This window comes from Intrasporangium sp. (assembly GCF_036566125.1).
Classification (GTDB): Bacteria; Actinomycetota; Actinomycetes; order Actinomycetales; family Dermatophilaceae; genus Intrasporangium.
This window is the reverse complement of the sequence record NZ_DATCWX010000067.1, coordinates 23,913-30,039: the sequence shown is the minus strand read 5'-3', so window position 1 is coordinate 30,039 and position 6,127 is coordinate 23,913. Positions and strand designations below refer to the sequence as shown.

Below are 6,127 nucleotides of genomic sequence, written 5' to 3'. Positions count from 1 at the left end.
TGCATCAACGATAGGGCCGCGACCTGTCCCGCGCCCCTCGTTCGAGGCGCTGCTGCACGACGCGTCTGGGGATCACTGAACTCCGTTCACCCAATCGAGTGAACAACTTTCGGCTCCCCGAAGTTGTTCACTCGATTGGGTGGTGGGTGGGCTCGCTTGGATCAGTCGCCGTCCCCGGGTTCCAGCACCCAGAGGCCACCGTTGGCTGCCGCTCGAGCGGCCGCCTTCGCGGAGAGAGCCGCCCACGCCTGGCGGGCGTTCTCGCCGTAGGTGGACATGCGCGCCGCGATGAGGCCCGCGACAAGAGGGGTCGCGAACGATGTCCCGCTCCAACTGGCAAGACCAGAGGTGAAGACTGCCTCCGGCTGTCCCTTCCGCGGTGGCTCCTTCGAGGTGTACGGGCCGTTTGGGTAGGCGTTGATCATCTCCGAGCCGCGGGCCCACACGTCCACCCAAGCGCCGTAGTTGCTGTAGCCGGCCTGTTTGCCCTTCGCGTCGAGCGCACCAACCGCCACGGGCCAGCCCTGGCTGGCGGGCTCGAAGGGGCCCTGGTTGCCGTCGTTTCCGGCCGCGCACACGAGCAGCGTGTTGCTGCCCTTGAGGTAGTTCTCGTAGAAAGCCTGCAGGCCGAGCAGCGAGTGGCCGTTCGCCGGAGTGACTCCAGCCGACATGCTGATGATGTCGACGCGAGACAGGAAGACGTCGACCAGCTTGGGTGCGAGCTCGCTCTCGAAGTCACCGCCGCCGTGGGGAAACAGCGACCAGATACGGACGTCCGTCTTCGGGGCCATCGTGCGGAGGACCCCGGCGGCAAAAGTGCCGTGCCCGCGGTAGTGCCCGACCTGAGTGGGTGGTGGTTCCGGGTCGCCGGTGACGTCAGCAAGCCAGGAATGCTGGTTCACGACAGCCTCGATACGGCCCGTGTCGGCCACTGCGACGCGCACACCCAAGCCGGCTCCTCCGTTCGAATTCGGCTTGGGCTCCGGCCCTTTGCGCGCCGGCTCGGGCTCTGTCGCCGGGCAGAAACTGTAGGGACTGACGTGGACGACAGTGTCGTATCGAACGACTCCCTTCCCGATGGCTCTGTCGACTTGCTCCACGGCTTGGCTAGCGTCAGGCACCCTGAGCACGGTGAGTCCGTTGATCGGGTCTGGCAACCCTTCGTCGTGCTTGTCCTCCGTTGGGGTGAGGCCGAGCCCCTGCCGAACTCGCGAGGCGTCGGCATCGCTCGTCAACACCGTGTCGGCGCGGTAGAGGAACTCGACCTCGTCGAGGTGGTCCTCGTCCACCCAGGGGGAAAGCCCGACCTGCTTGCCACTGTTACGGAGCGCTTCACGAATGAGCCGGATCTGCTCCGCGTAGCGCTCTCGCCGGAGCTGCTCCTTGCCCGGCTCCCACCATTTGTCGCGAGGGTCGTACGCGTTCATCGGACTGCTGCCATGATCTGAGTCGTCATCGTCTTCTCCTGGAGGGTCGCAGCGTGGGGGGTCGTGGGCCAGACGTGCGAAGTGCGCGTCCTGATACGTCCAGATCTGCGCAGTTTGCCGAGGTCGACACACTCCTGCCGCTGGCAATATCGCAGCCGGGGGAGGCCCTCGCAATCGCAACGGAGATCATCGAGTCCGACCCGGATCCGCGGCGCCTGTCGATCGCCCACCAGGCCGCCGCGATAGTGGAGCGAGACCGGGGCCGCCTGGAGGATGCCCTGACCCATGGCCAGAGGGCCCTGCGATTCGCCCGGCGGGTAGATGAAGAGCGGCAGGGCGACGTGCTCGCGACGCTCGGAACGGTGCTCTTCCTGGCCGGACGGACCCCGGACGCGCTGCGCCGCTTCGAGCAAGCGGTCCGGCTCACCCCCACGAAACACCTGCCGCGGCTCTTCCACCGACGCGGTGCCATGCTCCTGAGTTTGTCGCGCTACACCGAGGCGCTCGAGGACCTTGGGCGAGCCGTGGGGGGGTCCCATCGGCAAGGTGACATGCTCTGGGAAGGGCGTGCCCTGAACGCCCGGAGCATGGTCCACCTGGCCCTTGGTGACGTCGACGCCGCCGAGGCGGACGCAGCCCGGGCCGAGGAGCTGCTGACCAGCCTCGGCCAGGACTTCGAGGCCGCTCAAGCACTGCACAACCGCGCCCTCGCCGCCCACCAGCGGGGCGACCTGCCGAGGGCGCTCGAGCTGCTCGACCAGGTGACCGAGCGCTACGCCGCGTTGGGCCACGTCTCGCCGGAGCTCTACGTCGACCACGGCCAGGCGATGCTCACCGCGGGGCTGATCGACGAGGCCGAAGCACTGTGCGCGGCGGCTCTGGACCGTGAACTGACCCCGGTCCATCAGGCGGAGCTGGTCCTGCTCCTCGCCGTGGTCGCCCTCGCCCGAGGTGATGCAGCGGCCGCGGAGGCGCGGGCGAACGAGGCGGTCGGACTCTTCAGGGCGCAACTGCGCACCGGCTGGGTCGACCGCGCCCGGCTCCTCCATCTGCGGGCGGAGCACCTGGCCGACCACCCGGAGCTGCAAGCCTGGACACTTGACGTGCGCGAGGCGCCAGAGCGGAGCGCTCGGGCCCGCGCCGCCCGGAACAGACGGCTGCTGCGCGAGGCGGACGACCTCGTCTCATCGATGCGCGCGACCGGGTCTCTCGACCTGCCCGTCACGCTCGTGCTGCACGGTCGCATCGCCGCCGATGCTGGCCTCGCCGACGTGGCCCGCTCCAGCCTGACCGCCTCCGCAGCGTCGCGCCGGTCCGGGCCGCCCCTCTCGCGGGCGTCCGGATGGCTGGCGGCCGCGCTCCTCGCCGACCAGGACGAGGACCGGAGGGCCCTCTACGCTGCCTGCCGACAGGGACTCGACGCCGTCGACGAGCACCGTGCCATCCTCGGCGACCTCGAGCTGCGCGCCCTCGCGAGCGGCCATGGCATCGAGTTCGCCCGACTGGCCGTGTCATCCGCGGTGCGGGCCGGACGACCTCGAGACCTGTGGTGGTGGGCGGAGCGGTGGCGGGCAGCGGCTCTCAACGCCACCATCACGCGACCCGACGATCCCAACCTCGGCAGAGCGATCGCCGCGTTGCGTGACGTGACACGTCGCCTTGATACACCGGCCGACCAGGACGACGCGGCCCTTCCCGGCCTGCGCGCGGAACGAACGCGGCTCGAGTCGTCGATCCGCCGCGCCCACCACCGGATGCGGGCCAACCCGGACAGCGACTTCGGGCGGCCGCTCGGGCTGAACCTGCCCACCGTCATCGACGAGCTCGGCCGCGCCGTCCTGATGACGTTCGTCAACGACCGGGGAACGCTCCACCTCATCACGGTCTGTGACGGCCGGGTGCGCCACCACGAGATCGGCAGCCGAGAGGCCGCCGATCGAGAGGCGGAGTTCGCCCGCTTCGCCCTGCGACGCGCCGCGTCCGGCCGCGTCGTCGACCTCGGCGCCACGGCCGAGCGGCTGGAGTCGGCGATCCTGGGACGACACGCGAAGACGCTGCGGCGGCTCGTTCGCGAAGGGGACCGCCCCATGGTCGTCGTGCCACCTGCTGAACTGCTCACCGCCCCTTGGGGCCTCCTGCCCCTCCTGGCCCAGGTTCCCCTGACGGTCAGCCCGTCCGTGACCCAGTGGCTCAAGGCGCGACGCGCTCGCTGCGACAGCGGCCCAGGGCGGGTCGCCCTGATCACCGGCCCAGACCTCAGCACGCGCGAGGCAGAGGTGACGAGCCTCAGTCCGGTGCACCTCGACGCTCGCATGCTGCCGGCCGAGAAGGCCACGGTGTCAGCCGCGCTCCAGATCTTGGATGGCGCCGGTCTCGCCCACATCGCCGCGCATGGAACCTTCCGGGCCGATGCACCGCTTTTCTCGTCGCTCCAGCTGGCCGACGGTCCACTCACGGTGCACGACCTCGAGCAGCTGCGTCACCCGCCGCGCTCGATCATCCTGTCCGCCTGCGACTCCGGCGGTGCTGCACCGATCGGTCCGTACGAAGCTCTCGGGCTCGTCTCGGCGCTGCTCGGCATGGGCACCTCGGACGTCCTGGCCAGCGTCGTGCCCGTCAACGACCATGCCACGCTCGACGTCATGGCAGACGTCCATGCGGTCGCAGGACGCGGCGGCACGCTGGCGGAAGGGTGGCTTGCCGCACGGACGGCCGCCCAAGGCGATGACCTGCGCGCCGCCACCGCCGCCTCGTTCAACGCCTGGGGTGGTTGACGCCCGCCCCAGCCGTCAGCCGACCTCGAACCAGGTCGTCGACATGACCCGCTCGCCAGACCTCTGCAGCGTGATCCTGGCCAGCCCGAGCGGCACGCGCTCGAAGCTGAACCGCTCGTCCTCGAGGTCGACCGTGCGGGTCGAGGACGGCGTCTCGAGGACCATGCCGGTCCCGTCACCCGCGGTGGCCGCTTCGTCGATGACGACCCCGATGATGCGTCCGAAGTCGCCGCGCACGGTGACGTCCAGCTCGATGGACACCCCACCGTGCTCGAAGACGAGCAGCTGAGACGCGCCGCGCGCGCTGTCGGTGGATCGCAGACCTGCAACCGACATCGCGTCGGTGGCCATCGTCATGAGGGCGGTGTCGGCGTGATGGAGCGCAAAGGCAGCCCGACCGAGCTCCATCACTTCGGGCGGCACCGGATCGAGCTGCTCGGCAATGGCGCCGAGGCGCTCGAGCAGCTCGATGTCGTCGGGGTGCAGGTCACGGGTGGACATCACGGTCGACCCCCTCCGCTCTCAAAGGCGTAGCCGGTGTCGGAGACCAGGGATCGCAGCGTCGAGAGACAACGCATGCGTGTCGGACCGATGGAGCCGACCGGCATGCCCAGCGAGGCGGACACCTCTGCGTAGTTCGGCCGGTCGCAGGCCATGAGCACGCGGAGCAGCCGCTGACACCGCTCCGAGAGCTGGGTGAAGCAGGTCCACAGCTGGACGTCCCTCTCGTCTTCGAGAAGGGCCGCATCGAGCGAGGCAGCCTCCTCGTCGACGAGCATGGGCCCCAGATCGTCGTCGCGGACGAGGACGTCACGCCCTCGGCGCCGCAGCAACGACAGGCATTCGTGCCTGGCCGTCGTCGCCAACCACCCGGGGAGGGCTTCTGGCTGCTGAATCCGGTCGAGGTGGTCGAGCAGGCGGAGCCAGGTGTTCTGTACGACGTCCGCAGCGTCCTCCATGGAGAGCCGATGAGCTCGTCCGACGGACCACAGGAGGCTCGTGAATCGCTCCACGATCGCGTTCCACGCCTCGGGGTCTCCGTTTGCCGCGGCGGTCACGAGTTCTGTGAGACCGCTGGGTTCATGCATGACACGCCTCTCTCTCAGCGTGTTCATCGTAGGTCTCACGAACTGCAGATGCGCCACGAACCGGCCAGATACATACAGAGCGGTCACACCGCTGGGAGATCAGCGTGGCTGGGAGCAAGCCCAGCGGCATACGAACAATGTCGTATGCCGCTGGGCTGGGTCTGTCACGTCCCCGCGGTTGCGCGGGAGCCGGGTCAGCTGCCGGAGGTCGACTTCTGCGTCTCGGCGTTGGTCTTGGCCTTGCGGCCCATCTCGTTGAGCTTGTCGCCGGCCGCGGAGACGACCTGGCGCTGGCCGTTCCAGTCGGACTGGAACTGCTCGGCGTCCTGGCCGCCCCAGTTGCCCTTGATCGTCTGGACCGCGCCGTTGACGGCTTCGACTATGCCGTCAAGCTCGCCCTTGTAGCCGACGAGCTTGTCGCCGGAGGCGGACACGGCGTCCGCGTCCATGCCCTTCTTGTAGACAGCCATGGTCAATATCCCCTTCAGAGGTTCGCTGGGTGGTGGAGTGGTGGCGGTGATCAGTACTGCGCGGACGTCTGGCGCTGCTGCTGGACCTCGCGGTCGATCGTCGCCTTCATCTCCGTGAGCAGCTTCTGGGCCTTCTGCAGCTCGGGGCGGTGCGTGCCGGTCCACTCCTGCTCGAACTGCCGCGAGTCGTCACCCTGCCAGTTCTGCTTCAGCGACTCGACCTCCTGGTCGACCTTGGTGATCAGCTGCTGGATCGCCTCCGCCTGCTGCTGCAGGACGTTGCCCTGGGCGTTGACCTCGTCGTCGTTCATGCCAAGCCAAGCCATGACCTTCTCCTTGCTTCGTTCCCCGACTGGATGGGGACTGGT

Annotated in this window: 6 protein-coding genes; 1 reads left to right on the top strand and 5 read right to left on the bottom strand. The window is 68.8% G+C overall.

The features are described from left to right. Nucleotides 1–161: 161 nt before the first annotated feature. Entirely contained in the window at nucleotides 162–1,427 is a 1,266-nt protein-coding gene (locus VIR15_RS03985; protein ID WP_331926178.1) for a S8 family peptidase, read from the bottom strand. Nucleotides 1,428–1,501: 74 nt separating this feature from the next. Between VIR15_RS03985 and VIR15_RS03980 the strand changes: the two genes are divergently transcribed. Further along, a complete protein-coding gene (locus tag VIR15_RS03980) occupies nucleotides 1,502–4,201 on the top strand; it encodes a CHAT domain-containing protein (protein WP_331926177.1) in 2,700 nt (899 codons plus the stop codon). A 15-nt stretch (nucleotides 4,202–4,216) separates the two neighbouring features. Here VIR15_RS03980 and VIR15_RS03975 read toward each other — a convergent pair whose 3' ends face one another. The 4 genes from VIR15_RS03975 to VIR15_RS03960 form a co-directional block, all read right to left on the bottom strand. Next, nucleotides 4,217–4,702, bottom strand: a complete 486-nt coding sequence (locus VIR15_RS03975) for a carboxypeptidase regulatory-like domain-containing protein (protein WP_331926176.1) — start codon at nucleotides 4,700–4,702, stop codon at nucleotides 4,217–4,219. Beyond that, nucleotides 4,702–5,289, bottom strand: a complete 588-nt coding sequence (locus tag VIR15_RS03970) for an RNA polymerase sigma factor (RefSeq protein WP_331926175.1) — start codon at nucleotides 5,287–5,289, stop codon at nucleotides 4,702–4,704. Before VIR15_RS03970 ends, VIR15_RS03975 begins: the two co-directional genes overlap by 1 nt. Nucleotides 5,290–5,483: 194 nt before the next feature. Further along, nucleotides 5,484–5,759, bottom strand: a complete 276-nt coding sequence (locus tag VIR15_RS03965) for a WXG100 family type VII secretion target (RefSeq protein WP_331926174.1) — start codon at nucleotides 5,757–5,759, stop codon at nucleotides 5,484–5,486. A gap of 50 nt (nucleotides 5,760–5,809) precedes the next feature. Further along, nucleotides 5,810–6,085, bottom strand: a complete 276-nt coding sequence (locus VIR15_RS03960; RefSeq protein WP_331926173.1) for a WXG100 family type VII secretion target — start codon at nucleotides 6,083–6,085, stop codon at nucleotides 5,810–5,812. Between the last annotated feature and the right edge of the window lie 42 nt (nucleotides 6,086–6,127).